The organism is Lysobacter sp. 22409 (assembly GCF_052045105.1).
In the GTDB taxonomy this organism is placed as follows: domain Bacteria; phylum Pseudomonadota; class Gammaproteobacteria; order Xanthomonadales; family Xanthomonadaceae; genus Lysobacter; species Lysobacter antibioticus_B.
In genome coordinates this window covers 1-25,970 of the sequence record NZ_JBQEOE010000027.1, presented here as the reverse complement: position 1 = coordinate 25,970, position 25,970 = coordinate 1, and the positions used below count along the sequence as shown (strand labels likewise).

23 protein-coding genes are annotated in these 25,970 nt (G+C 66.4%); 10 read left to right on the top strand and 13 right to left on the bottom strand.

Features of this window, described 5'->3' with window-relative positions:
- The 6 genes from ACTJJK_RS14465 to ACTJJK_RS14440 all read left to right on the top strand — a co-directional run bounded on the left by ACTJJK_RS14465 (position 1) and on the right by ACTJJK_RS14440 (position 11,610).
- Positions 1 to 3,132 (top strand): phage tail protein, encoded by a 3,132-nt coding sequence (locus ACTJJK_RS14465; RefSeq protein ID WP_440730578.1) that lies wholly within the window; start codon positions 1 to 3, stop codon positions 3,130 to 3,132.
- 27 nt (positions 3,133 to 3,159) lie between these two features.
- On the top strand, positions 3,160 to 3,624 hold the full coding sequence (locus tag ACTJJK_RS14460; RefSeq protein WP_440730577.1) for a DUF6882 domain-containing protein: 465 nt from the start codon (positions 3,160 to 3,162) through the stop codon (positions 3,622 to 3,624).
- The gene (locus ACTJJK_RS14455; protein ID WP_440730576.1) at positions 3,621 to 6,317 is read left to right on the top strand and encodes a glycosyltransferase; all 2,697 of its coding nucleotides are present in this window, start codon (positions 3,621 to 3,623) and stop codon (positions 6,315 to 6,317) included. Before ACTJJK_RS14460 ends, ACTJJK_RS14455 begins: the two co-directional genes overlap by 4 nt.
- On the top strand, positions 6,314 to 7,744 hold the full coding sequence (locus ACTJJK_RS14450; protein ID WP_440730575.1) for a methyltransferase domain-containing protein: 1,431 nt from the start codon (positions 6,314 to 6,316) through the stop codon (positions 7,742 to 7,744). The genes ACTJJK_RS14455 and ACTJJK_RS14450 overlap by 4 nt, the downstream gene beginning before the upstream one ends.
- 159 nt (positions 7,745 to 7,903) lie before the next feature.
- On the top strand, positions 7,904 to 10,231 hold the full coding sequence (locus ACTJJK_RS14445) for a glycogen debranching protein (RefSeq protein ID WP_440730574.1): 2,328 nt from the start codon (positions 7,904 to 7,906) through the stop codon (positions 10,229 to 10,231).
- 149 nt (positions 10,232 to 10,380) lie between these two features.
- On the top strand, positions 10,381 to 11,610 hold the full coding sequence (locus ACTJJK_RS14440; RefSeq protein WP_440730573.1) for a hypothetical protein: 1,230 nt from the start codon (positions 10,381 to 10,383) through the stop codon (positions 11,608 to 11,610).
- Positions 11,611 to 11,625: 15 nt separating this feature from the next.
- Here the strand turns inward: ACTJJK_RS14440 and ACTJJK_RS14435 are convergent, their stop codons facing one another.
- Complete coding sequence (locus ACTJJK_RS14435; RefSeq protein WP_440730572.1) at positions 11,626 to 12,669, bottom strand: AraC family transcriptional regulator; 1,044 nt, start codon at positions 12,667 to 12,669, stop codon at positions 11,626 to 11,628.
- A 278-nt stretch (positions 12,670 to 12,947) separates the two neighbouring features.
- On the opposite strand from ACTJJK_RS14435, the gene ACTJJK_RS14430 reads away from it, so the two are divergent.
- Positions 12,948 to 13,643 (top strand): alpha/beta hydrolase, encoded by a 696-nt coding sequence (locus ACTJJK_RS14430; protein ID WP_440730571.1) that lies wholly within the window; start codon positions 12,948 to 12,950, stop codon positions 13,641 to 13,643.
- Positions 13,644 to 13,903: 260 nt separating this feature from the next.
- Here the strand turns inward: ACTJJK_RS14430 and ACTJJK_RS14425 are convergent, their stop codons facing one another.
- Positions 13,904 to 14,698, bottom strand: coding sequence for an AraC family transcriptional regulator (locus tag ACTJJK_RS14425; protein WP_031372376.1), 795 nt, complete (start codon positions 14,696 to 14,698; stop codon positions 13,904 to 13,906).
- Positions 14,699 to 14,769: 71 nt separating this feature from the next.
- Between ACTJJK_RS14425 and ACTJJK_RS14420 the strand changes: the two genes are divergently transcribed.
- Positions 14,770 to 16,050 carry an MFS transporter gene (locus ACTJJK_RS14420; protein WP_152566254.1) on the top strand — a complete coding sequence of 427 codons (1,281 nt, stop codon included), beginning with the start codon at positions 14,770 to 14,772 and terminating at the stop codon, positions 16,048 to 16,050.
- A 67-nt stretch (positions 16,051 to 16,117) separates the two neighbouring features.
- A complete protein-coding gene (locus ACTJJK_RS14415; RefSeq protein WP_223620201.1) occupies positions 16,118 to 16,696 on the top strand; it encodes an alpha-ketoglutarate-dependent dioxygenase AlkB family protein in 579 nt (192 codons plus the stop codon).
- An 18-nt stretch (positions 16,697 to 16,714) separates the two neighbouring features.
- Here ACTJJK_RS14415 and ACTJJK_RS14410 read toward each other — a convergent pair whose 3' ends face one another.
- The 6 genes from ACTJJK_RS14410 to ACTJJK_RS14385 form a co-directional block, all read right to left on the bottom strand.
- Positions 16,715 to 16,921 (bottom strand): hypothetical protein, encoded by a 207-nt coding sequence (locus ACTJJK_RS14410; protein ID WP_031372373.1) that lies wholly within the window; start codon positions 16,919 to 16,921, stop codon positions 16,715 to 16,717.
- A gap of 96 nt (positions 16,922 to 17,017) precedes the next feature.
- Positions 17,018 to 17,689, bottom strand: coding sequence for a GIY-YIG nuclease family protein (locus tag ACTJJK_RS14405; protein WP_440730570.1), 672 nt, complete (start codon positions 17,687 to 17,689; stop codon positions 17,018 to 17,020).
- 80 nt (positions 17,690 to 17,769) lie between these two features.
- Positions 17,770 to 18,003: a hypothetical protein gene (locus ACTJJK_RS14400; protein WP_031372371.1), complete on the bottom strand. Its 234-nt coding sequence runs from the start codon at positions 18,001 to 18,003 to the stop codon at positions 17,770 to 17,772.
- A gap of 63 nt (positions 18,004 to 18,066) precedes the next feature.
- Positions 18,067 to 18,402, bottom strand: a complete 336-nt coding sequence (locus tag ACTJJK_RS14395) for a DUF3247 family protein (protein ID WP_081930933.1) — start codon at positions 18,400 to 18,402, stop codon at positions 18,067 to 18,069.
- Positions 18,403 to 18,492: 90 nt separating this feature from the next.
- Complete coding sequence (locus tag ACTJJK_RS14390) at positions 18,493 to 18,858, bottom strand: BON domain-containing protein (protein WP_440730569.1); 366 nt, start codon at positions 18,856 to 18,858, stop codon at positions 18,493 to 18,495.
- 181 nt (positions 18,859 to 19,039) lie between these two features.
- Positions 19,040 to 19,222, bottom strand: a complete 183-nt coding sequence (locus ACTJJK_RS14385; protein ID WP_031372368.1) for a hypothetical protein — start codon at positions 19,220 to 19,222, stop codon at positions 19,040 to 19,042.
- A gap of 188 nt (positions 19,223 to 19,410) precedes the next feature.
- Between ACTJJK_RS14385 and ACTJJK_RS14380 the strand changes: the two genes are divergently transcribed.
- A complete protein-coding gene (locus ACTJJK_RS14380) occupies positions 19,411 to 19,884 on the top strand; it encodes an MgtC/SapB family protein (RefSeq protein ID WP_031372367.1) in 474 nt (157 codons plus the stop codon).
- Positions 19,885 to 19,888: 4 nt separating this feature from the next.
- On the opposite strand, the gene ligD is transcribed toward ACTJJK_RS14380, so the two are convergent.
- From ligD to ACTJJK_RS14355, 5 genes are all read right to left on the bottom strand, one after another.
- Positions 19,889 to 22,441 carry a DNA ligase D gene (gene ligD, locus ACTJJK_RS14375; protein ID WP_440730568.1) on the bottom strand — a complete coding sequence of 851 codons (2,553 nt, stop codon included), beginning with the start codon at positions 22,439 to 22,441 and terminating at the stop codon, positions 19,889 to 19,891.
- A gap of 24 nt (positions 22,442 to 22,465) precedes the next feature.
- On the bottom strand, positions 22,466 to 23,356 hold the full coding sequence (gene ku / locus ACTJJK_RS14370; protein WP_440730567.1) for a non-homologous end joining protein Ku: 891 nt from the start codon (positions 23,354 to 23,356) through the stop codon (positions 22,466 to 22,468).
- 256 nt (positions 23,357 to 23,612) lie between these two features.
- Positions 23,613 to 24,221, bottom strand: coding sequence for a hypothetical protein (locus ACTJJK_RS14365; RefSeq protein ID WP_440730566.1), 609 nt, complete (start codon positions 24,219 to 24,221; stop codon positions 23,613 to 23,615).
- Entirely contained in the window at positions 24,184 to 24,642 is a 459-nt protein-coding gene (locus ACTJJK_RS14360; protein WP_223620196.1) for a low affinity iron permease family protein, read from the bottom strand. Before ACTJJK_RS14360 ends, ACTJJK_RS14365 begins: the two co-directional genes overlap by 38 nt.
- A complete protein-coding gene (locus tag ACTJJK_RS14355; protein WP_223620195.1) occupies positions 24,639 to 25,007 on the bottom strand; it encodes a hypothetical protein in 369 nt (122 codons plus the stop codon). The genes ACTJJK_RS14360 and ACTJJK_RS14355 overlap by 4 nt, the downstream gene beginning before the upstream one ends.
- Positions 25,008 to 25,970: the final 963 nt, after the last annotated feature.

Genomic DNA, 25,970 nt, shown 5'->3' with positions numbered 1-25,970 from the left:
ATGGCCGTCGCGCGCGTCGCCAAACGGGCCAACCCGCGCAACGACCCGCGCTACAAGCGCGTGGTCGACAAACTCAACGCCGACAGCCGCAAGCTCAAGCAACATCCGCCGCCGTCGCGCAAGTCCGACGAATCCGGCAAGGCCGCCAAGGGCCCGGCGAACGAGAAAGCCGCCGGCGCGCGCGCCAAGCAGGTCGACCAACTCGAAGAGGCCGAGACGCCGAAACCGGAGACCGCCAGTTTCCTGTCGATCCTGCGCGCCGAAATCGCCAAGGTCATGCCCAAGACGCTCGGCGACACCGAGAAGTTCATGAAGGGCGGCTCGGGCAACGAGATCAAGGGCTCGCTCAAGGGCGAAGTCGGCAACCAGAAACAAGCCGCCACCGGCGACCTGCAGCAGACCTCGAACGCGCCGCCGTCGGAAGCCGGCGTCCCGGCCAAGCCGGTCACGCCGATTCCGCCCGAACCTGGCGTGCCGCCGCCGCAGATCGACGCCGCCGCGGCGATGCCGGCGCCAAAACCCGCCGCCGAGATTTCGCTGGAAGAAAGCAAGACCGAAGTCGCCGATGCCAAAAAGGCGACCAAGCAGACCGACACCCGCCTGAAGAACGCCAGCGACCCGCGCTTCTCGGCGGTGATGACCGCCGAGAAAGCGGTGCAGAAGGATTCCGATGCCGGCCCCGGCAAGTACCGCGGCAAGGAAGGCGCGACCCTGGCCAAGGCCGCCGGCCAAGCCAAGGCGGTCGCCGGCAAGGGCGTCAGCAGCCTGCTCTCGGTCAAGGGCGGCAGCAAGACCAAGGTGCTGTCGAAGCAGGAACAGCAGAAGGCGCGCGAAGAGCTGGAACTGAGCAAGTTCAGCAACTTCGTCGTCGCCACCTTCAACACCGCCAAGGCCGCGGTCGACAAGCGCCTGGAGAACCTGGAGACCTCGGTCAACACGATCTTCGACCAGGGCACCGATGCCGCCCTGGCGCGCATGAAGAGTTATGTCGAAGACGCGCTGTTCGACTACAAACTCAAACGCTATCTGTTGATGCCGGGCGGCTCGCTGCTGTGGATCAAGGACCAGATCCTCGACCTGCCGCCGGAGGTCAACCGCTTCTACGAGGCCGGGCGCAATCTGTTCACCGCGGCGATGGACGCGCTGGCGGTCAAGGTCGCCAACCTGGTCGAACGCGAATTGGCCGCGGCCAAGAACGACGTCGCCCAGGCCCAGGCCAAGATCGCCACCGCGCAAGCGGCGCTGTCGCCCGGCGTGCGCGCCCGCGGCGCCCAGCTCACCGCCGAATACGCCGAAAAATTCAACGAACTCAAGTCCGGCATCGAGGACAAGAAGCAGGCGCTCGCCGAAGGCCTGGCGCAGAAGTACAAGGAAGCCTTCGACAAGGCCGACGAAGCGCTCAAGGCGATCCAGGATTCCAACAAGGGCCTGGTCACCCAGGCCAAGGAGAAGATCGCCGAAGTCGCCAAGGCGCTGATGGAGTTCAAGGACAAGCTCATGGCCATCCTGCGCAAGGGCGCGGACACCATCGACCTGATCCTCGACAACCCCGGCGGCTTCCTGTCCAACCTGATCGCCGCGGTCAAGGGCGGCTTCTCGGCCTTCGCCGGCAACATCCTCGGCCACCTCAAGCGCGGCTTCATCAAGTGGCTGTTCGGTGCACTGGCCGGTACCGGCATCGAGATACCGAGCGACCTGACGGTGGTGTCGATCCTGAAGATGGTGCTCGGCGTGTTGGGCATCACCTACGAGCGCATGCGCGCCAAGGCGGTCAAGCTGCTCGGCCCAACCGCGGTGGCGGTGATCGAGAAGCTGGTGAGCTATCTGCAGACCCTGATCGGCGGCGGCCCGGCCGCGCTGTGGGAGCAGATCAAGGGCGACCTGTCCAACCTCAAGGACATGGTGATCGGCGCGATCCAGGACTGGATCGTCACCACCATCGTCAAGAAGGCGGTGGCCAAGGTCGTGTCGATGTTCAACCCGGCCGGCGCGATCATCCAGGCGATCATGATGATCGTCAACGTGGTGATGTTCGTGGTCGAGCGCGCCGCGCAGATCATGGAGTTCGTCGAGTCGGTGATCAACTCGATCCACGCCATCGCCACCGGCTCGATCGGCGGCGCGATCAGCAAGGTCGAACAGGCCCTGGGCAACGCTGTGCCGATCCTGATCGGCTTCCTCGCCGCGCTAATCGGCCTGGGCGGCATCAGCGCCAAGATCAAGGGCTTCATCACCAAGGTCCAGACCAAGGTCGACCAAGCCATCGACAAGGCCATCAAGAAGGCGGTCGCCTACATCAAGAAGCTGTTCGGGAAGTTGACCGGGAAGAGCGACACCCCCGAGCAGAAACAAAAGCGTCTGGACGAGGGATCGGCGGCGGCGCTGGCCGCGGTCAACAAGTACTCCGGCAAAAAGGTCGGCATGATCGTGCTCAAGCCCTTGCTGTTCGCGGTCAAGGTCCGTTATCGCTTGACCACGCTGGAACCGGTCAAGCAAGGCGACAAGTGGGCGATCCGCGCCGAGGTCAATCCGGTCAAGATCACTCAGACCAACGTGCTCGTCGGGCCGACGGTCACCGAAGTGGAGATCGGCTACGAATCGCATTGGCCGTTGGACGAATTCACTTCCAAGGCCAACGCGATCAAGCGTGCGGCTGAAGGCAAGACCGCTAACCAAGCCCAGACTCTTGGGTTCGAAGCCGGCAGCACGACCAAGCAGAAGTCGACCAAGCCGCTGCGCCAGGGCGGACAGGACCGATTCCGCAGCGAAATTCATGCCGCGATCGACAAAATTCCGGTACCAGCCGACAAGGCTGCCGCGCGCGTGCTAATGACCCAGTTGCAAGCCGACCACCAGCAGGAACTGCAGATGGGAGGTACCGACACCGCTGAGAACATGGCCATGATCGAAAATCGCATGAACTCGCAGCTCGGCGCGATGTTCCGCGGTCAGCTCAAGAACCTCGCTCCCGACACCAAGCTCGATAAGGTCGTCGTCGAGACCGCGACCGGCACCGCGCCAGCCGCGGCGCATCGCCCCAGCGGCGCGGCAGCGGCATTGCAGACCATGTTGCTCCAGTACGCGGCCAAGATCGGTTCGCCAGCGACCATACGTAGCTGGTTCAAGCTTTGATATCAAATCACCACAGGAATCGAGAGCATGAACGCAGACGAGTATGAAACCTGGGTCGAGACGGCACGCGAACAAACCCGGCAACGCATGGCCGAGGCGCAGACGCGCTACGGTCTGGGGACGTTCAAGCGCTATCAGATCGACCTGCCCACCGCGACGATACGTTTCTATGATGAGAGCGACGCCGAGCGAGTCTGCGCCGACATCCAGGTCGCGGGCAGCTGGGCGCCGGAAGCGGAGTCGTGGCTGTGGGGTTGGGACAATGAGTCGGTGCCTGCCTCGGCCTCGGCCCAACTCGCCGCGGTACGGGATCGCGGCATACGCGAGGATATCGAGCAACTGCGCGAGTCCTTCGCGCCTTGCGACGAGGCCGAAGCGTGGTCGATGGCCTCCCTGGCCGCCAACGTGCTCGATGCGCAATGCGTGTATCGGGCCCCCGGAGCCAAGAACAAACTGTTCCTGTTGCTGATGGCGATACACCCGCGTCAATGAACGCTCTGTCCGCCTATCGCGGCGCTCGCTCCGGCGCGGACCTCGTCGTCTGCGGCTGCGGCCCCTCCCTGTTGCAGTTGCCTCAGCCGCAGCGCTTCGTGACCATCGGCGTCAACGACGTAGGTCGCTTGTTCGACCCGACCTATCTGGTGGTGCTGAACCCGCGCCAGCAGTTCAAGCTCGACCGCTTCCGCTACGTCGAGCAATCCAATGCGCAGGCGCTGTTCACCCAGATCGAGCTCGGGCGGGTACGGCCGCCCGTGGTGCGCTTCAAACTCGGCCAGTACGCCGGCACCGAAGCGGGCGCCGACGACGCGCTGCACTACACCCAGAACTCGCCTTATGTCGCGGTCTGCCTGGCCGCCTACATGGGCGCACGGCGGATCGGCCTGATCGGGGTCGACTTCACCGACGATCACTTCTTCGCCGCCACCGGCCGCCATGCCCTCGCCGCCCGCCTCAAGGAAATCGACGGCCAGTACGGCAAGTTGGCAGCCGCACTCGGCCGACGCGGCGTCGAGTTGCTCAACCTCAGCGCGATCAGCCGCCTGAATTCGCTGCCGGGAGCGCGGATCGACGCCTCCGGCGAATGGCTGCGCGACCCCGCCCCCCTGCACCGCCTGCCCACGCCGGTGCCCACACCGGCCTCGGTGCGGGCATCTACGCCGACAACCGCAAGACCCCGCGCGCCCGCAAGGAGCCCCGCCATGAAAGTCGCGATCGAAAAACGTACCCCCGGCCTGGTCGGCGATCTGTTCGAGACCCTTGCCGTCTCGGTCGCCGCGCTTGGTCATACGGTCAGTCGCGACCCGCGTGCGACCGCGCGCAATCCGCGCGTGCTGTCGATCGTCTGGAACGGCCGCGGCCATAGCCTGCTCGGCCCGGCGCTGTACTGCGAACACGGTTGGCTGCCGCGCGCCGACTACCAGATCAGCCCGCGCGGCATCAACGCCGACTCGCATGCCGCGCCCTTCGTCTGGGACGGCCAGCACCTGAGCGCCGAGCAGGACGCGGCCCTCGACCTGCGCCTGGCCGCGATCAAGTCGACCGGTTTCAGCGGCTACTACCAGTACATGCAGGCCAATCGCGAACACCGGATCGAGCTGCCGGCGCAGTTCCTGCTGGTGCCGCTGCAGATCGAGTCGGACACCAACATCATCCGCCACGCGCCCTCGTCACTGCGGACCATGCAGGCCTTGATCGATCACGTTAGCCGCCTCGACCCGCCGTGGCCGGTGATCTTCAAGCAGCACCCGGCCGACGCACGCACCCGCAACCGCCATCTGCGCCTGCAACTGCGCCGCAAACAGGACCTGCTGTGGCCGCAGACCCGCGGCAATATCCACGAGATGCTGCGCAGCGGCGCTTGCCGAGGCATCCTCACCCTCAACAGCAACGTCGCCCATGACGGCCTGCTCTGGGACGTGCCGGCGATCGTGCTCGGCCGCAACGTCTGGCCACGTAGCGGCGCGGTGAAGCCGTTCCTGACCGAGGCGCCGCGCGATTGGGCGCTGCTCGCCGAAAGCGCGGCCAGCGCCGAAGGCATCGCCTGCCGCCGCGCCTATGCGCAGCATCTGATCGCCCACCAATGCAGCCTGGGCGAGGCCGCCGACCCGCAGCGCGTCGCCGGTCTGCTCGAACTCGCCCTGCGCGAACGGCCGCTGGCGCCGACCGGCACGGTGATTCCGCGCGTCCTGCCGCGTACCGCCGTGCGCAAAGCCGCGTCGATGCCGGCGCCGTCGTTGCCGACCCTCAACGTGGTCGCCGAGAACAAGGGCTGGCTGTTCGAGCACTGGAAGCAGGCGCTCGCCGCGGCCGCGCCGCCCGGTTACCGCGTCGCCGCCACCCAGAAACCGCTGCCCCAGGCCGAGGCCTGGATCTTCCTGCGCGCCCGCGAAGCCGCACGCAGCCCCGATCCGATGCGCAGCGTGGTGCAGTTGCACGACATGAGCGGTGCCGAGGCGTACCGGCGCGGCGGCGCGCGTGCCGACGTCGCCCGCTGCAGCGGTCTCGTCCTCGCCCATCCCGATCAGCAAGCGATCCTGGCCGCGAGCGGCATCGACCTGTCGAAGCGACAGTGGATCGTGCGGCCAGTCGGCTGGAGCGAGGCCGCGCCGGCGCCGCCTAACGAGGACGCGGTGCCGGTACTGGCCTGGGTCGGCCGGCCGGCGAACCAGCAAGGCTGCGACGCCAGCGGCCTTGCCGACTTCATCGCCGCCGTACAACGGGCCAAGTCGCCGATGCGCATCGCCCTGGTCGGCGAACGTCTCGATGCCGCCGCCGCGAGCCTGCGCCGCGCCGGCATCGATTGCGCGGTCATGGGTCTCTCGCAATGCCCGCTGTCGCGCTGCGGCGAATGGATCGGGCGCTTCGACGGCGTGGTCGTAACCAGCGCCAGCGACTGCGGCCCCTGGCCCTTGTTCGATGCGGTGCGCGCTGGCGTGCCGGTGGTCGCCACCCGGGTCGGCTGGGCCGAGCAGTTGCTCGGCGACGGCCGTTGCGGCCATCTCGTCGACGACATCGATACGATGGCCGCGGCGATCGATGCGATGCTCGGACAACGCAGTCATTGGCGAGAGCGACGCCTGGCCTTGCCGCCGCAATGCCCCGAGTTCGGCATGGCCGCCTGGGTGGAAGCCAATCTACGGCTGGCGGTCGCGCTCGCGACCGGCGGCGAGCGAGCCGTGGCATGAAGACCCATCCGCTCCGCACCGTCGTCGCGCCGCCTAAACCGAAGCCGAAATCGGCACCGAACCCGGCACCGAGCCCGCTTGCGCGCGCCAAGCCCCGCAAGGCCGGCAAGAAGAAAGGCCCGCCGCCGCCATGGCTGGCCGACCAGGCTTTGAATCTGCTGCTGGCGCAGTACGAATTCGACAGCGTGCTGGATGTCGGCTGTGGCGACGGCCTGCAGGCGCGTCACCTCGCCAAGCACGGCAAGCGCGTCACCACGATCTCGTTCGAGTCCTACGGCGCCCATCGCCCGGACTTCGTCGGCGACTTCGAGGACTTCGCCAGCGACGAGCGCTACGACCTGGTCTGGTGCTCGCATGCGCTGGAACACCAGGCTAACGTCGGCCTGTTCCTGCAACGCCTGGTGAGTTTCGTCGCGCCAGGTGGCTTGCTCGCCATTACCGTACCGCCGGCACGGCCCTACATCGTCGGCGGCCACCTGACGGTGTGGAACGCCGGGCTGCTGCTGTACAACCTGATCGTCGCCGGCATCGATTGCCGCGAGGCCCGGCTCAAGGTCTACGGTTACAACATCTCGTTGATCGTGCGGGTGCGCAAGGCCGAGTTGCCCGCGCTGCGCCACGATATCGGCGACATCGAACGCCTCGCACCGTTCTTCCCGATGCCGGTGCAACAGGGTTTCGACGGCCGCATCGAAGAGATCAACTGGGAGCGGCCGCGCAGCGCCGCCATCGCGAGCATCGATCGTGGCGCGCACGCGGCGGCGAAGGCCGCTCCGGCGATGCTGGCGGCGGCCCCGGTGATCGATGCCGGCGCCGCGCTCGACATCGCCGCGTTTCGCGCCTTGCCCGTGCCGCACAAAAGCGACCTCGACAGCCTGCTCGCGGTGACCCGGGCGCACTGCCCGAGCGGTCATGTGATGGAGTTCGGCGTGTTCCGGGGACGTTCGCTCAGCGCCCTCGCCAATGCCCTGCCCGAACGCAGCGTGCACGGCTTCGACACCTTCAGCGGTTTGCCGATCCCCTGGCAACGCAGCGCCGACAGTGTCTATCCGGCCGGCCATTTCGATACCGGTAGCCTGCCCGAGGTGCCGGCGAATGCGCGGTTGTGGCGCGGCGAATTCGGCGCCAGCCTGCCCGCCTGGCTGGCCACGCATCCCGGCCCTGCGGCGCTGCTGCACATCGACTGCGATCTGTACGAGTCCACCGTCACCGTGTTGACCTTGATGGACGAACGCATCGTACCCGGCACGGTGTTGGTCTTCGACGAGTTGTGCGACTGGAACGAATCCGGCGTGTATCCGGCCTGGCGCGAGGGCGAATGGCGGGCGCTGCGCGAATGGCTGCAACGCCGACCGCGCCAGCTGCGGCTGTTGGCGCGCGGGCCGAAGTTCTCCGCAGCGATCCAGGTGCTCGCCTCGCCGTCCTGAGCATCCGACGAGCGCGGCCACGCCCGCGAGCCGCGTCCGCGATCACGGAACGCGGCATTGAATACGATTGCAGCCGTTCCGGAGCAGCGCAGCAACGGCCTTAGAGTGAGGCGGCGCGCGCAGACTGCGCGCCTTCCGACTCGACAGGAGTGCGTGGCGATGCGCGATCAGACGCGGTGGTGGAACGGCGTGGCGAGTGTGGTGCTGGCAACGATGTTGGGCCTGCTGGGCAACGGCCAGGCACGCGCCGCCATCGATGCCCAGCAGTTGGGCGCGCGCTACGACGCCAGCCAGAGCAATCTCAACTTTCGCGTTTATTCCTCGCGCGCCACCCGCATCGAGGTGTGGTTGTACAAGACCGCCTCCGGCGCGCAGGAAGTCGCTCGCCTGAGCATGACCAAGGACGCGGCAACCCAGGTTTGGTCGAAGTCGGTCGCGACCAGCACCATCAAGACCAGCTACGGCATCACCGGCACGGTCTACTACGGGTATCGCGCCTGGGGCCCCAACTGGCCCTACGACGCCGCCTGGAGCAAGGGCAGCGGCACCGGTTTCGTCAGCGACGTCGACAACGCCGGCAACCGCTTCAATCCGAACAAACTGCTGATCGACCCCTACGCGCGCGAGCTCAGCCAGGACCCGAACACCGCCGCCTGCGCCGACGGCACCCTCTACGCCAGCGGCGCCAGCCATCGCAACAAGGACAGCGGCGCCTGCGCCGGCAAGAGCGTGGCCCTGCCCGCCGATGCCTCGTCGATCGGCAGCAAGCCGACCCGCGCGCTCAAGGACGAGGTGATCTACGAAGTGCACGTGCGCGGCCTGACCCGTAACGACGCCAGTGTGCCTGTCGCCGAACGCGGCACCTATGCCGGCGCAGCGCGCAAGGCCGCCTACCTGGCGGGGCTCGGCGTCACCGCAGTCGAATTCCTGCCGGTGCAGGAGGCGCAAAACGACCAGAACGACGTCGACCCCACCTCGACGACGAACGATAACTACTGGGGTTACATGACCCTGAACTATTTCGCCCCGGACCGCCGCTACGCCGCCGACAAGAGCGCCGGCGGGCCGACCCGCGAATGGAAAGCGATGGTCAAGGCCTTCCACGACGCCGGCATCAAGGTCTACATCGACGTGGTCTACAACCACACCGGCGAAGGCGGCCCCTGGGGCGGCAGCGACGGACTGACCGTGTACAACCTGCTGTCCTGGCGCGGCCTCGACAACCCCGCCTATTACTCGCTGACCGCCGACCTCAAATACCCCTGGGACAACACCGGCGTCGGCGGCAACTACAACACCCGCAACACCGTGGCCCAGAACCTGATCGTCGACTCGCTGGCCTATTGGCGCGACGCGCTCGGCGTCGACGGCTTCCGCTTCGACCTGGCCTCGGTGCTCGGCAACAGCTGCCAGCACGGCTGCTTCAACTTCGACAAGAGCGACGCCGGCAACGCGCTCAACCGCATCGTCGCCGAACTGCCGCCGCGCGCGGCAGCGGGCGGCGCCGGTCTCGACCTGATCGCCGAACCCTGGGCGATCGGCGGCAATTCCTATCAGGTCGGCAACTTCCCCGCCGGCTGGGCGGAATGGAACGGCCTGTACCGCGATGCCCTGCGCAAGAAGCAGAACAAGCTCGGCGTCGAGGTGGTCACGCCGGGCACCCTGGCCTCGCGCTTCGCCGGGTCCAGCGACCTCTACGGCGACGACGGCCGCAAGCCCTGGCACTCGATCAATTTCATGGTCGCCCACGACGGCTTCACCCTCAACGACCTCTACGCCTACAACGACAAGCAGAACAACCAGCCCTGGCCGTACGGGCCTTCCGACGGCGGCGAAGACCACAACCTGAGCTGGGACCAGGCCGGCGTGGTCCTCGAACAACGCAAGGCCGCGCGCACGGGATTGGCCTTCATGATGCTGAGCGCCGGCGTGCCGATGATCACCGGCGGCGACGAAGTGCTGCGCACCCAATTCGGCAACAACAACACCTATAACCTGGACTCGGCGGCGAACTGGCTGTACTGGACCCGCGACAGCATCGAGGCCGACCACGAGACCTACAGCAAGCGCCTGATCGCCTTCCGCAAGGCGCATCCGGCGCTGCGTCCGGTCAATTTCTACAGCGGCACGGACGGTAACGGCAACGTCATGGAGCAGTTGCGCTGGTTCAAGCCCGACGGCGCCCAGGCCGATGCGGCGTATTTCAACGGCAGCGGCAACCACGCCCTCGCCTGGCGCATCGACGGCAGCGAGTTCGCCGACCCGGCCAGCGCGATCTACGTCGCCTACAACGGCTGGTCGGGGCCGGTGAACTTCGTCCTGCCCTGGCCCGGCAACGGCAAGCAGTGGTACCGCGTCACCGACACCGCCACCTGGAACGAAGGCCCGAACGCAGTCGCGGTGCCGGGCTCGGAAACCCTGATCGGCGGCGAGAACGCGACCTATGGATTGCAGGCGCGTTCACTGCTGCTGTTGATCGCGAAGTGATCGCGAGCGCCGCACCTGCGAGGTGGCCGTGATCGCCATGCCGTCGCGTTGTATGGGCTGATCCGCGACGGGAAAACGTCGGGCGACGCGTGTCGCCCGTCACGCTCCGCATCGCGGCCGCGTCGGTTCCGATACGCCGGGAGGCCCGCATGTGGCAGTTCCAGACCATCCGCAATCCAAGCGAGGCCTCGCTGTGGTTCAGCGACGGCCTGCCGATCGACAGTTGGCGCGGCGGCAAGGGCGTATCGAGCCGCTTGATCGTCGACGGCGAGGGCTTTCTCGACGTCACCGATTTCCAGAACGGCTTTCCGTTCGGTCCGGTGATGGATTTCATCGACTTCAACGGCGCCGATTTCGACTACACCCCGAACCCGAGCGCGAGCTTCGACCTGTACCTGCCCGGCGACGGCAGCTTCACGGTGACCGCGGCGGCAACCGGGGTTACCCGATCCGGACAGCTCAAGCCCTTGCCGGTGGTCGCGGCCGCCGATGCGGCCTACCTGGACCAGATGATCGCCGACAAGTACGTGCCCTATCAGGACATCCCCGATGCGCCGGGCAAGAGCTTCGCCCAGATCGCCGCGCTCGGCGCGCAGTTGTTTCCGTTCTCGCCGTACAGCTTCCAACTGGCGATGTCGATCTACGACTGGACCACGGCCTCGTTCACTCGCCTGGTGTTCATGAAGATCTTCGAATACACCGGCATGAGCCAGTCGCCGTTGCCGCTGGACCAGGACAGCATCGCCACGGCAATCTGGGAATCGAACTGGAACACCTACAACCCGAGCAACGCCGACTACATGAATTCCTTCATGATGACGCCGGCCTCGTCCCTGGCCGACGTGCAGTCGCAACTGGCCGCGGTGGCGACCCGGTTGCAGCAGTTCAGCGACGTCGAGAACCGTTTGCTCTCCGCTGCCTATCAGGCTATGCCGCGCACCAGCATCGTCGACCAGCCGCAGCTCTTCAGCGGGCAGATGGACATCTACCAACTCGGCATGGAGCACTTGGGCATCGAGTTCCTGCAGTGCCCGCTCAATGCCGGCCCCGACACGGTGCCGCTGCAGATCGACTTCAACCAGGCCATCGCCGATTACATCCGGCCCGGCGACACCATCACCACCAAGATGGTCTGGAGTTTCGGCAGCAGCATGAGCGAGGCGATGCAGTACCAGAACGGCATCGTCCTGGTCGCCAACCCGCCCGACGGCGCCTGGGTCTGGGATGCCGCCAGCTACATCACGCCGCTGTCGGACGACCCGGACAAGATCGAATACACCTTCGCCCCGGGGACCTCGTTCCTGGTGCAGTCGGTCGAACAGACCCAGAACAACGGCGTCGACGTCTGGGTCATCACCTTGCTCGTGTCCGGCGCTTGAGCGCCGCCGGCGCACTCAGCGCAGCGGCGGTTCGCGCAGCCGCTTGCGGTAATCGCTCGGCGCGCTGCCGAACACACGCCGGAAGCCGCGGCTGAAGGCCGGCTCGGAGCCATAACCGACCTGCGCGGCGATCTGCGAAATGCGCAGGTCGGTGCGCAGCAGCAGGTCTGCGGCGAGCTGCATCCGCCATCCGGCCAGATAGCGCATCGGCGGTTCGCCGACGCGTTCGGCGAAGCGCTGGCCGAGCGCGGAACGCGACTGATGCAGCCGTGCGGCCAACGCCTCGACGGTCCAGTCGAACGCCGGTTGCGCGTGCAGCAAGGCCAGGGCGCGGGCGACCAGCGGATCGCGCAAGGCGGCGATCCAGCCGCGTTGCTGCGTTGGCGCCTGCGCCAACCAATGCCGCACCGCCCAGATGAAAACGATGTCGATCAAGCGCGCGATCATGATCCGGCTGCCGATGTTCGGCTGCCGCGCCTCCTTGCGCATCGCCGCGAAGCTCAGCGCCAGCCATTGCTCGGGCGAGTCCTCGCTGGGGCCGTCGGCGCCGCCGGTGCGGACGTGCAGCCATTCGGGCAAGGCCCGCACCAGCGAGGCGCCGCTGAGCGCCTCGAACTCGAATACGCCGCTGGTCAGCTGCGCGCACGCACCGCGCTGTGCGCCCGTCTCGACCGCGTCTGCCAGGATCCGATGCGCGTGCCCTTGCGGCAGGATCAGCAAATCGCCCGGCTGCGCGACGATCCGCTGACGGCCGCCCTGCGCAGCTTCGATCACGAACAGGCAAGGCGCGTCGGCGACGAAATGGAACATCGCCCGGCCGCGCGGATGGCGCAGTGCCTGGCCGAGGCGCAGTCGAGTCTCGCCGAGCAGTTCGCCATGGAGTCGCGCCAGGCGAAAGGCCTCGAAGAACACATCGGTTTGGATCGGATCGGTCTGAAGCGGGTCTGCGGACGGGTCGGTTCGTGCGGGGGGTTTGCGGGCCTTGCGCGCCTGCGCGGGCGGCGGCGCGACGACAGGATCGACGTTTCGGGCGGCGCGGACGCTCTGGCGTTTCGGCATCGGAGTGCGGCGTTTCGGTCACGCCGCGGCCGCGGCTGGGCTCTAAGTTAAGCGCTCGGGCCGGCACCGCCACAAGCCCCGCCGCGGCGACGTTGCGAACCTGCAACCGTGGGCCACGGCTTCACGGCGGGCATACACGCGGGCATGAAACGCTCGCCGCTCGCGAGGTATGAAGCGCTCGCTGATCGCGAGCTTGGGCCGCCGGCCCCGTCGGGTCGCCACGCCAACGGGCGATTCAGGCATCCAGTGCGTTGGCACCACCATTCGGGAACACCAACATGAGCAGTCAACCGACCATCGTCCTCGTCCACGGCTTCTGGGGCGGCGCGGCCCACTGGAGCCGCGTCATCGTCGAGCTTGCCCGCAAGGGCCACGCCCTGCGCGCAGTCGAGCTGCCGCTGACCTCGCTCGCCGACGACGTCGAGCGCACCCGCAAGATGGTCGCCCAGGTCGACGGGCCGGTGCTGCTGGTCGGCCATTCCTATGGCGGCGCGGTCATCACCGAGGCCGGCAATCATCCGAACGTGGCCGGGCTGGTCTATATCGCTGCGTTCGCGCCGGACGCCGGCGAAAGCCCCGGCGGCATCACCCAGCAGGCAGTGCCGCAGGCGGCACCCGACCTGGCCCCGGACAGCGACGGCTATCTGTGGCTGAGCGCCGACAAGTTCCACCAGGACTTCTGCCAGGACCTCAGCGCCGACGAAGGCCTGGTCATGGGCGTGACCCAGAAGGCGCCGTTGGCCAGCACCTTCGGCGACACCGTCGCTACCCCGGCTTGGAAGAGCAAGCCGAGCTGGTACCAGATCTCCAGCCAGGACCGGATGATCGCACCGGAAAACCAGCGGCGCATGTCGGCGCGTTTGAACGCGCGCAAGGTGATCGAGCTCGATGCCAGCCATGCCTCGCTGGCTTCGCGCCCGGCCGAGGTGTCCGCCCTGATCGAGGAAGCCGCCGCGGCGGTGGCGTCGCGCTGACCGTGGTTTCGGCGAGCGGGATGCTGGCGTCCCGCTACGCTGGAGCTTCGTCGTGGCTGCAAGGGCGTGGTCGCGGCTCGCGCCGNCAAGCCGCGACCGCGAAAACCCGGAATCGACGCCGGCATCGGACACAGCTCGGACAACGAGAGCCGACTGAACCGTCTGTTCGCACGCCGGCCATCTCAACAAAGCAGGACATCGAATGACGGGGGTATTTGCGGATCATGGTCGCGGCTTGCGCCGCGCCTACCCTTGGCGACTCAAGCGCCCTCGCGCGCAGGCCCATGCGACATCGCCAGATACCGGCTCGGCGGCATGCCGATCAGGCGCTTGAACATGGTCGTGAACGCCGAGGCGCTTTCGTAACCCAGGTCCAGCGCCAGGGTCGTGATCGGCTCGCCCGCGGCCAGCCGCGGCAAGGCGGCGAAGATCGCCGCCTGTCGGCACCATTGGGCGAAACTGGTGCCGGTTTCGCCGCGGAAACGGCGGGTGAAGGTGCGCCGGCTCATCGCCAGGTCGCGGCACCAGTCGTCGATGGTGTCGTGCGGCGAGGGATGCGCGAGGTAGGTGCGGCAACGCTTGGCCAGGCGCGGATCGGCCGGAAAAGGAATGTCCAGCGGCAACACCGGCGCGCGTTCGATTTCCTGCACGATCAGCGAATAGATCAGGTCCGGCCGCGACCCGCTCTCGGCCTGCAACGGCAGGTCTAGGGTTTCCAACAACAGCTCCCGCATCAGCGGCGACACCCCGACCACCCGACAGTCCCGCGGCAAGGCCGCGCTGAGCTCGGGCTCGATATAGACGCTGCGCGTGCTGATCGCGACCAGCACATGCACGTCGTGGGCCATGCCGGCCGGAATCCAGGCCGCGCGTTCCGGCGGCACGATCCAGCGCCCGGTCTCGGTGCCGACCACCATGATCCCGTATGCGGCGTACAGCAGCTGCGAGCGGCGATGGCGGTGCCGGGCGATGCGATGGTGGCTCGGGTGGTCGTTCGAGGTCGCGACGATACGGCCCGGCAAGGCGTCGACCTGGGTCGCAAGGACATTGCGCATTGGCCCGATCTCGAAGATTGTTGACCTGAACAATAATGCGGGCATGCGCACGGCGGCGTCTACTGGTCGCCATGACCACCCTCGATACCCCGAACGCGTCGAACGACGCATCGATCGATACGCTCGCGACCGCCGCCCTGCCCGCTTTCGAAGCGGATCACAAACCCGCCGAAGCGGCCGGCCGCATCGCTTTGCCGATCCTGGCGATGCTCAGCGTCTGCCATCTGCTCAACGACATGATCCAGTCCTTGCTGCCGGCGATCTATCCGCTACTCAAGGACGCGTTCAAGCTCGATTTCGGCCAGATCGGCCTGATCACCCTGACCTTCCAGGTTACCGCTTCGCTGTTACAGCCCTTGGTCGGCATCTACACCGACAAACGGCCGATGCCCTACTCGCTCGCCATCGGCATGGGCTTCACCCTGACCGGCCTGTTGCTGTTGTCGCGCGCGTCGAGCTTCCCGATGCTGTTGCTCGCCGCGGCCCTGGTGGGTTCGGGCTCGTCGGTGTTCCATCCGGAGTCCTCGCGGGTGGCGCGCATGGCCTCGGGCGGCCGCCACGGCCTGGCTCAGTCGCTGTTCCAGGTCGGCGGCAACGTCGGCTCCGCACTGGGTCCCCTGCTCGCCGCCTTCGTGGTGATGCCGCGCGGCCAGGGCAGCGTCGGCTGGTTCGCTTTCGCCGCGCTGACCGCAATCGTGATCCTGAGCCGCATCGGCGTGTGGTACCGCGAACAGATCCCGGCGCAACGCAAGAAACAGGCTAGCGCTGCGCGCGCGTCGCTGCCGCGCAAGACCATCGCCCGCAGCATGGCGGTGCTCGCGGTGCTGATCTTCTCCAAGTATTTCTACATGGCGAGCCTGTCGAGCTACTACACCTTCTACCTGATGGAAAAATTCCAGCTCAAGGCGCAGGACGCGCAGGTGCACTTGTTTGTCTTCCTCGGCGCAGTCGCCGCCGGCACCTTGCTCGGCGGGCCGATCGGCGACCGCATCGGCCGCCGCTACGTGATCTGGTTTTCGATCCTCGGCGTGTTGCCCTTCACCCTGCTGCTCCCGCACGCCAACCTGTTCTGGACCACTGCACTAACCGTGGTGATCGGCCTGGTCCTGGCCTCGGCGTTCTCGGCGATCCTGGTCTATGCGCAGGAGCTGGTGCCGGGCCGCACCGGCGTCATCGCCGGCCTGTTCTTCGGCTTCGCCTTCGGCATGGGCGGCCTCGGCGCCGCGGCCCTGGGCCAGCTCGCCGACCGCATCGGCATCGAAGCGGTGTACGCCCTGTGCGCCTACCTGCCGGCGATCGGCCTGCTGGCCTGGTTCCTGCCGAAACTGGAGAAGCCGGCCGCCGCTGCCTGACGACCGCGAGCTGCGACGCTGCGGCGCCCGTCTCGCAGCTTGAGAATGTTTCGTCGCATCATGCGCTATGCACCAGCATTCGTTGTTCGAGGCCGACCCGCAGCAACCGATCCGCGACGCCGAAGGCGGCGTGCGTTATCTGCCGGGCGTGTTCGATGGCGAGTGGTCGATGCGCTTGTTCTCGGCCCTGCTCGAACAGGCCGCGTGGACCTCGCAACAACGCATGATGTACGAGCGGCTGATCGACGTGCCGCGGCGCATGGCGATGTATCGCCTCGATCGCGACGCACTGCCGCCGATGCTCGCCGACACCGCCGAACGCATCGGCGAATTGTTGACGACCCCCTTCAACAGCGTCGGCCTGAACCTGTATCGCGACGGCCGCGACAGCGTCGCCCTGCACAACGACAAGCTGCACAACCTCGCACAGGGCCGGCCGATCGCAGTGTTATCGCTCGGCGCAACACGGCGCATGACCGTGCGGGCCAAGCGCCCGCCGCACGCAACCTGGCAGCTGCAGCTCGAATCCGGCAGCCTGGTGGTCATGAGCCATGCCTCGCAGCAGCATTACGACCATGGCATCCCCAAGGCGCCCGGCGTCGTCGACCCACGCATCAGCCTGGCGTTCCGGGTGCGTACCGATTGAGTGCGTCCGCCCGGCGGATCAGCCCATGGTCGAGGCGTGCCCGGTCGAAGCCTGCAGGGCCGCCGCCAGCGCCGCGTCGCCGGATACCAGATCGTTCCAGCTCAGCGCGATGCCCTTGCGCCGGCCTTTCTCGGACAGTTTGAGGCCATCGGGATCGACCGTCAGCGTGTACAGCTTGCCGTCGATCTCCACTTCGCGTCGCATCGGCTTGTCGAGTCGGGTCATGGTCGTATCGCTCCTGTGTGCGGTCGGATGCCGAAGCCTTGCTTGCCGATCTGCTTGCCGATCTGCGCCGTTCGAACGCTGGCGCGATCCGAACTCTCAGTCTCTCGAACCGCTCGCTCGATACCACGCCAGCAAGGCCTCGGGCAGGCGCGGTTCCAGCTCGACGCCCAAGGCCGCATGCGCATCGAGTGAGTCCAGTAACTTGCGCCGCAAGGTCCGCAACCCGGGTTGGTCGAGCAACGAGACATCGCCTTGCAGTTGCGTCATCAGGGCGGCGCTGCGGTCGTACAAGTCATCGCCCTGCGCGGCGAGTTGCCGCCCCAGCCATTCGCGCAGCGGGCGATGCACGGTATGGCCGACGGCTTGCAGGCGCACCGCCTCCTCGGCCAGCGCCCGATAGGCGCCGCGATACCACTCGCTGTGGCCGCCGGCCTGCGCGTTCACGGTCAACGGCGCCGGTGCGTTGTAGTCGCTCAGGCGACGGCGCAGGTCCAGTTCCAGCTTGCGCGCATCGCCGACGGTCTCGGTTTCGACCAGGAAGGCCAGATCGAGATCGAAGAACTCGAAAAACCGCGCTTGCAGCGCTTGGATGCGCCCTAGCGGCCCGCGCGAGAAGCCCAGCTTGAGCTGGTCCTCGTAAGCGCAAGGCAGCACGTACAGATAGCAGACGCCTTCGCTGGCACTGTGGATGACCGCGGGGTCGGACGAGCGGATGGCGCGCATGGCGCTAGCATCGCCGATCGCCGGTGAAGCCGAAAGCATGCTCATAGGACGTTCCGCAACGGCTCTGAAAACTGTGCGCAAGTTCGAGGATTTGCGGATCGGCCCCGGTTGCCGGCGCCCCAGGCTCATGCCCGGTCCGCGACCCCGCTGACGCCGGCGCTGCGGGCGCAATGCACGCAGCAGTAGAAGGTGCCGTCGTCCTCGATGCCGTGCCCGACGATGCGGCAGTCGCAGTGCGCGCAGCGCGGCGCCATGGCGTGGATCGCGCACTCGAAGGAATCGAAGGTGCCGCTGCGCGTCCCCATCGAAACGGTGAAGGTCTTGTCGTACTGGTTTCCGCAAACCTCGCAAACGGCCATGACGGGCTCCTGTGGTGTGGCGGCGCGGCGTCCGGCGAGATCGGCCTCGCCCACCGGCGCCGGCTAGCTGCCCGTCGGTTTCCCGCGGGCCGATGGACGAACGAATTCGCGTTCGTCGGATTGCAACGGGCAAACTTTCAGGATCTCGTCGAGCCAAAGATAGGCGACGCGGTCGCCGCCGCGGATGTCTTCCAGTCGCAGCACCGCATTGCTGCCTTCGTTGCCGTGGGCGTCGAGAAAGGTCTGCAGACTCGGCCGGGTCGCGACGACCCCGACCTGCCGACTGCCATCGACCAGAACGATATCGACCAAGCCTTCGTCGGGAAGCCGCTCGATCAAAAGGCTCAATCGGCGGATCTCGGCGGGATCGGTGTGAACACGGTCGGCTAGCTGGGTCATCGCTCCGTCCTATGGACTGTCCGTATGTGGACTGTCCTATGAGGAACTGTCCTTATGAGAGTCGGCAGGCCGGGGAATGCCGGCCGTCGCCTACTTGTTGTGGGCGCTCCTGGCCGAGACCAGCCCGGTGCTGTCGACCTTCTTGACGCCGTCGATCTTGCGCGCGATCTCGACGGCCTTGTCGGCCTCGGTCTTGCCGTCTACGTGACCGGACAGTCTGACTACGCCGTTGACGGTCTCGACATTGATATCGGTGCCGGTCACGCCCTTGGTGGCCAACAACTCGGCCTTGACCTTGGTGGTGATCCAGGTATCGCTGACCGGCTGCGCCGACTCGTTGCCGGTGCCCGTGGCCGGATCGTTGCCAGTGGGGCTGCCGCTGGATTGCGGCGCCGCCAGGGCGGTGCCGGAGACAGCCAGGGTCAGGGTGAGAATCGCGAGACGCATAGATTTCATGATGGAGTCCTCATATATGGGATCGAGACATTCGGGATCGAGACACGGGATCGAGACATACGAGATCGGGCATGGGACCGCGCCCTGCGCCAGGCCATGAAGCCGCGGCCATGGTCGGAACGCTTGCTGCGTACGGCACGGGCCAGTTCGATGCCTTCGGGTGATGGAACTGCGATGGAGCTCAGTGATGGTCTTTGCGGCCCGAGCCGGATTTCTTGCCGCCGCCGTCCTGCTTGTTGACGGTGGCCCAGGCGCGCTCTTCGGCTTCCTTCTGCGATACGCCGTCTTTCCTGTATTGCTGCTCGATATGCTCGGCCTGGCGTTTCTGCTTGTCGGTATAGGACGACTTATCTCCACGAGACATGACCGGTCTCCTGATCGGAATCGTTGGAATCACGATGCCGACGCTAACCGCCGGAGAGTTAAGGCCGGGACAGCGCGTCGTTAGCGCGGGGTGTGCGGTTCATCTGCGCGCCGTCGCGACGGCAGCCGGTCACCGACGCCTCACATGACCCGGGTTATCAAGAGCGCTTACCCAGCCGGAGCGCATTCATGGAGCTGTTGAGTCAGCTGTGGGTCGTCGGCGGCACCGCCTACGCAATGGTGCTCGGCGGCACCATCGGCCTGGAGCGCGAACTGAAGAATCGACCGGCGGGATTCCGCACCCACATGCTGGTCGCGGGCGCCTCTTCGCTGCTGGTCGGCGTGGGCCAATTGGCGATCATGGACCCGCGTTTCCGCATTCCCTTCCTGGTCAACATCGATCCCTTGCGCCTGGTCGAGGCGGTCGTCGCCGGCGTGTCGTTCATCGGCGCCGGCACGATATTCGCCCAGCGCGGCGGCCAGGCGGTGTCCGGCGTCACCACCGCGGCCTCACTGTTGATGGTCGCAGTGATCGGCGCCAGCACCGGCCTGCGTTATCACCTGCTCGCCTTCGCAGCGACCGTGCTGACCTTGCTGGTCCTGTTCCTGCTCAACTTCGCCGAGCGCAAGGCCGGCACGAAACCACCGGACCAATCGACCTGAGGTTTCATATCGTCGGCAAGCGTTGTCGGCTCTCGGCGAAACCCTCCCAGGGATCGCTGCGCAGGCGCGCAGCGCGACGTAATGCCTTGGCCAGATCGAAGTCGGTCGAAGAACGCGCTCGCGAGAATTCGTCCCAGCGCAGCGGCATCGCCACCGGCGCGCCTTCGCGCGCGCGCAGCGACCAGCTCGCCACGCTGGTGGCGCCGCGCGCATTGCGCAGCCAGTCGATGAAGATGCGCCCCTTGCGGGCGACCTTGGATGCCGTCGCGACATAGCGCAGCGGCGCCTGCGCGACCATGGCGTCGGCGAAGGCCTCGCTGAAGGCTTTGACCTCGGCCCAGTCCGGGCCGGGCCGGATCGGCACTACCACGTGCATGCCCTTGCCGCCGGACAAGCGCGGCCAACTGTCGAGCCCGATCTCGGCGAGCCGGTCGCGCACATCGCGCCCGGCCCGCTTGAGCTCGCTCCAGGCGATGTCCTCGGCCGGGTCCAGGTCGAACACCAACCGGTCCGGCCGGTCCGGCGCCTGTCGTTTCGCGCCCCAGGGATGGAATTCCAGGGTGTTCATCTGCACCAGCGCCAACACGCCTTCGATGTCGCGCACGTAGACGTAGTCGGCCTGGCCGGCGGACTCGCGCAGGCGAACCGGGTGCACGCCCTCGCCCAGGCTGTCGGCGTGGTGTTTCTGGAAGAAACACGCTGATGCGATGCCATCCGGGCAGCGCAGTAAGGACAGCGGACGTTCGATCAGTTCCGGCAGCAGCCAGGCCTCGACCGCGCGGTAATAATCGGCGACCTCGCCTTTGCTGATCTTCGCGGCGGGATAGACGATGCGTTCGGGATGGCTGAGCCGGGTGTCGCTCATCGCAGTTTCCTCGATGGATCGGGCGCGGATGGGCCGGGCGCGCCCCGCCCTGGCGCGTCGCGGCGCAGGCTCGGCCTGCGCGGCTGCGACGGCGGCGCTCAGGTCGGCGGCCCGTTTGTCCTCGCGCAGCCGCACGAAGCTGGCCTGGCGGATCAGGCCTTCCTTGCCGCGTCCGCGCGAATGCACGTCGACGACGAGTTCCGGCACGACCCAGCGCACCGAACCTAGCGGAAACGGCACGTGCCCGGGCAGTTCCACCGCCGCCTGTTCGCTGTGCAGCGCCTGCAGGCGCTTGCTCAAGCTGCGCAAGGCCGCATCGCTGAAACCGCTGCCGACGCGACCGACATATACCAGGCCGTCGGCGCCGGGCCGGGCCAACAGCAGGGAGCCGAAACCCTGGCGGCCGTGCTTCGGCGGCGTATGCCCGACGACGATGAATTCCTCGTCGGCGACGTGCTTGAGCTTGATCCAGGCCTGGCTGCGGCCGCCGTGGTAAGGCGCATCGGCGCGCTTGCAGACGATGCCTTCCAGGCCGGCCTTGACGCTCGCCGCCAGCACCTGCCCGGCGTCGCCTTCGACATGTTCGCTGAAGGCCAGCACGTCCGAGGTCGAAGCCGCCAACACCTCACGCAGCAGGCCTCGGCGCTGCGCCTGCGCCGCCCCGCGCAGGTCGATGCCGTCCAGATACAGTAGGTCGAAAATCACATAGCGCAGCGAATCCAACTGCCCGGATTCGAGCAGGCGCTGCAACTCACCGAAATCGCTGCGGCCGCTGCGATCGGAGGCGATCAACTCGCCGTCGAGCACCGCGCTGCGCAGCGGCAGGCCGGCGATGGCCTCGGCCAGGTGCACGAAGCGCTCGCTCCAATCGACCTTGTTGCGCGATTGCAGGCGCACGCCACGATGGACATAGGCGAGCATGCGATAGCCGTCCCACTTGACCTCGAACTGCCAGTCGCCGCCGTTCGGCGGGTGCTCGCGCAACGTCGCCAACTGCAGTTCGACGTCTTTCGGCATCGGCGCCGCGACGGCGCCGGCGATCTTCGCGGCGGCGCTGCGCCAGGCCCCTGAACCGCCTGCCCCGGCCCCGCGTGCGTTGGCGGTGGTCGCTCGGGATTTCCTGGCGAGCTGTTTCGCTGGTGGCGGCGCAGGCTTGGCGGCCGCGGCGGGCTCGTCGAGCATGCGATCGGCGTCGCTGTCGCGCGCATGCTCGTCGCTGCGCTTGATCAGCAACCACTGCTGCTGTTTACCGATGGGCCGGGTCCGCACCAGGGTGAAACGGCCGTGCAGGCGCTCGCCGTCGAGCTCGAAGTCGAGCTTACCGGCGGCGATCTGGTCGAGGGCGTCGTCGTCGGTGCGCCAGGTGCCCTGATCGAAAATGTCGACATGGCCGGCGCCGTACTGGCCTTCGGGAATGTCTCCCTCGAAATCGGCATAGGACAGCGGGTGGTCTTCGACCTCGACCGCGAGACGGCGCTCGCCGGCACGCAACGACGGCCCCTTCGGCACCGCCCAGCTCTTCAGCACGCCGTCGGCTTCCAGGCGAAAGTCGTAGTGGCGGGCCCGCGCATGATGCAACTGGACGACGAAGATCGGCGCCTTGCGCCGCCCGCGACGCGCGCGGCCGCGGTCGGCGTCCGGCTCCGGCGTGGCGTCGAAGCGACGTTTGCGGACGTAGTCGCGCAGCGTCACGGCGCAGTCCTCAGAGCCGCGCCGTCACGCCGACTTGCGCGTGCGCTTCTTGGCCGCCTTCGCGGTCTTCTTGGCCGGGGCTTTTTTGGCCGCGCGCTTAGCCGCACCCTGCCCGCCCTTTTTCTCCAGGCTGCGCTTGAGCAGTTCGGCGAAGTCGATGACGTTGGTCGCGGCGTTCTCCGGCAGCTTGGTTTCGTCGGCAGGCTTGCCATGCACGACCTTCTTCGACTTGACCCGCTGCTCGATGACTTTGTGCAGGCGTTGGCGGAAGTCGTCCTTGTAGCTGTCCGGCTTCCACTCGCCGCTCATCGACTTGATCAACTGCTCGGCCATCTCGACCTCGCGCGGCGATATCTTCCACTTCGTCATGCTGCCCTCGGGCAGTTTGTAATCGCTGGGGTCGACCAGTTCCTGGGCGTAGCGCAGGATCATCAGCATCAGGGCGTCGCCCTGCGGCACTACCGCCGCCAGGTATTCGCGGGTGCGGATCACCACCCGGCCGACGCCGACCATGCCGGTGCGCTTGAGCACCTCGCGCAGCAGGACGTAGCCTTTCTCGGCTTTCTTGCCGGGTTCGAGCACATAGGGCTTCTCGTAAAACTCGGCGCCGATCGAGGCGGCGTCGACGAAGGTGTCGATATCGACGGTTTCCTTGTGGTCCGGTGCGGCCGCGGCGATGTCGGCCTCCTCGATCACCACATAGCTGCCCTTGTCGTACTCGAAGGCCTTGACGATATCCTTCCACGGCACTTCTTCGCCGGTCTCCTCGTTGACCCGCTCGTAACGGATCGGCGCTTTGTTGCGGCTGTCCAGCATGCGGAAATGCAGGTCGACGCGACGCTCGCCGGTCATCAGTTTGACCGGGATGTTGAGCAATCCGAACGACAGGGTTCCGGTCCAGATCGGGCGCGCCATGGCTACCTCGCAAGGCCGGCCTGAATCGCCGGCGGGAACATCGGGTCTCGACTGTGCCGCCGCGGGCGTTGAACCGGAGTGAACGGCGACACCTTGCGAAGGCCGTCTCTCCCGATTTCGCGCCCGCAGGTCGGCGAGCGTCGCGCCGCGGAGGCGCCGCTACGGGTCGCGACGTTCCTGAGTTGCCGCGACCGGCTGCATCCGCGTGAGCGAACCGTGGCCGGCCGCGACAACCCAGGGCCGCGCTCCCCTGCAATCACAACATCTGGCTGCGGGCTTTCTCGGCCCGAGCCGCGCCGATCGCGGTCTCGACCTGCTTGATTTCCTCGGGCGGCGGCAGAACCGCCGGCAACCCGAGCGACTCGATCCACAGCTCGCGGGTCCAGCCGGTCGTGTGATAGAGGTGATGGTCTTCGTCGGACTCGACCGCTTCATGAGCCTGCTTGAGCACCTCGAGGCCATCGCCCTTCGCATGCTCGACCAGGTGCCCGATCAGCTCCCAATTCATGTGGTCCTTGGTCTCGGCCAGCACCACGCATTCGGCGGCGACCCGTTGTGCGGCATCGGGATCGCCGGCTTTCTGCGCCATCCGGATGGCTTGCTCCAGCGCTTGGCCGATGTGGCCGACGACCTCGCGTCCGGGGCTGCGTTGTTTCGGGTCCAGGCCCAGTTCCTTGAACACGTTGAGCAATACTTTCTCGTGGGTGCGGGTTTCGGCGAGATAACCTTGCCACTCTTTGTGCAGGTCTTCGTTGACGGCGCATTCGACCGCCGCCTCGTAAATCTTGATACCGCCCTGTTCGGTTTCGAGCGCTTGCAGCAGCAGCTCACGAACCTGCGGGGCGTGCGGCTGGGTCTTCTTCATCCTGTTTCTCCTGATGGGGGGAAAGGGTTTGTCCATCGGCGCCGATGGGGTGGCGCTTGCGAGCGCCGCGGGCGAGCCGTTCGTAGCGCTCGCGGAACTTCTCCAAGGTGTCTTCGTCGAGCTCTTCCAGGTCGAGCAAGGCGTTCTCGGCGGCCTCGGTGGCACGAATCAACTCATCGAGTTTGATCTGCACCGCGGCCGAGTCGCGGTTCTGCGAGTTCTGGATCAGGAACACCATCAGGAAGGTGATGATGGTCGTCCCGGTATTGATGACCAACTGCCAGGTGTCGCTGAAACCGAACAAGGGACCGCTGACCACCCAAACAAGCACCACGCCGAGCGCGAGACCGAAACACAGCGGATGCCCGGTGAAGCGGGAAGCCGCTTTCGCTCCGCGCTCGAAGGCGTGGCGCAGCGTCATGGGGGCGAACTCCGCTGTTCGAGCCGGCCCCAGGCCGCCTCCACCACCGTGCGGGCTTCGTCCCAATCCAGGCGCGAGGCGCCGCGGGTACGGCGATAGCACACGCCGATGCCGTCCTGCATCTCCTCCAGGGTCCGGCCTCGACTGCGCATGTAAGCGTCCAGGCCCAGTTTCACCGCCGGCTCGTAATCGCTGTAGCGCAAGCCCGGCCGATCGATCAGACCGCGATAGTGGCTGCGCCAATAGGCCAGTTCCGAATCGAGGTCCAGCACGGCCAGCGACAGCGCCGAATCCGCGGCATCGGTGGTCGACGAGTCGATCGTCGAAATATCCGTCTCGTGAAAACGGTTCGTATAGACGGTCATGGTCGACTCCTAGAACAAGAACCCGGGCACATGGCGAGCGATCAGTGCACGGGCAGGACCGAACGGGGTGAGGATCACCCGGTGCCGCGACGACGCCGCGACACGCTCGCTGTTCGACGAATCGATTCCAGGCCCCACAGTGCCACCACGGACCGCGAAGGCGACGTTACGGTCGCAACGATTTATTTTCGATGCATTCATCAACGTCATGGGGATTCCATGCATCGGCTTAACGCTTCAGCGAGAAACGGCGACGCAGTTCGCAGGCATGCCTGTCGATTCGGAGAAACGGATCGACAGGCACGCTGAACAGGGCTGGGGATTAATGACCATCCACTAGCTGCAACCCTTGCATCTCGGGGTAGGAGCGGCGCGAGCCGCGGCCGGGCTTTCGTGCGGCGACGTAGTTGCTCCATTTTGGCTGTCGCGGCTTGCGCCGCTCCTACCCTTTGGTTCGCGCGCATTTGTTGCTGTTGCTGTTGCTGTTGCTGTTGCTGTTGCTGTTGCTGTTGCTGTGCGCAGCCTAAGACTCGCGAAGGCAAAGGACACCCGGAGGGCGGCGCGCAGGGACGCGCGCCGTGCAACACCGGGACAGGGATGTCCCGTGTGTTGCATGCCTGCGTATGCAACGAACGTGCGGGCTTGTGATCCAAAGAGAAAGCATTTTTCTTTGGTTACCTTTCTTTTGTTGCTTATGACAAAAGAAAGTAACCCGCCGCTTTAGTGGCGGAAGCTCTTATCGTTTGATCTTGATCTTTCTGGAAGTTTCAAGTTTCTGATCATTAAGATCAAACGCAAGGAGCTTTCGCCCGCAAGCGGGCGAGTTACTTTCTTTTGTCTAAAGCAACAAAAGTCCGTCTGGATTCCCTTCGGTCAAAAGTAGCCAAAGAAAAATGCTTTTGCTTTGAATCACAGGCCCGCACGATCGGTGCATCCGCGGGGATTTTTCATACGGGACATCCC